Source organism: Sphingopyxis sp. BSNA05 (genome assembly GCF_013265645.1).
Lineage (GTDB): Bacteria > Pseudomonadota > Alphaproteobacteria > Sphingomonadales > Sphingomonadaceae > Parasphingorhabdus.
This window is the reverse complement of the sequence record NZ_PYIA01000127.1, coordinates 1-593: the sequence shown is the minus strand read 5'-3', so window position 1 is coordinate 593 and position 593 is coordinate 1. Positions and strand designations below refer to the sequence as shown.

At 58.2% G+C, this 593-nt stretch carries 1 pseudogene; it reads right to left on the bottom strand.

Going from position 1 to position 593, the window contains the following annotated elements:
• Nucleotides 1–516, bottom strand: a pseudogene (locus C8024_RS14970) (DUF808 family protein); the annotation flags it as partial.
• Nucleotides 517–593: the final 77 nt, after the last annotated feature.

Here is a 593-nt window from a genome sequence, read left to right as displayed (position 1 = left end):
TGATCGCCTGTTCCCACCAGCCTGGTCGTCAGTTCGGACAGCGCGATAGCCATGATCTCGCCGGACAGGATCAGGTCGGTACGGATCGCGCCCGAGACCATCTCTTTCTCGCGCCCCGGCCCTCGATAATCGCGGGCTGCTCATGCTTTGTGGACTCGTCGACGTGGAAAATTCCAGGACCTTCTCGGCCGCTTCGTAACAGAGGAACAATCCGCCGAAAATGAGGATGATCGGTATCAAAAAGGGCGCAAATTGCCCCAATAGGACCGCTGCGGGTAGCAAAAAGACCAGTTTGTTCTTGAACGATCCCTTGGTGATTTTCCAGATCATCGGCAATTCGCGCGACGGATCAAAACCGGTGACATAGGTCGGCGTAACCGCCGCATCGTCGATCACCACACCAGCGGATTTCGTGCCGGCACGCGTTGCGGCGACACCGATATCGTCAATCGACGCGGCAGCGACTTTCGCAATGGCTGCGACGTCGTCGAGTAGGGCTACTAATCCTGTTGGCATTATTTGCCCCCGTCATTGCGAGGAGCGCAGCGACGCGGCAATCTAGTGCCCCGCGCGCCGCACTGGATTGCTTCGCT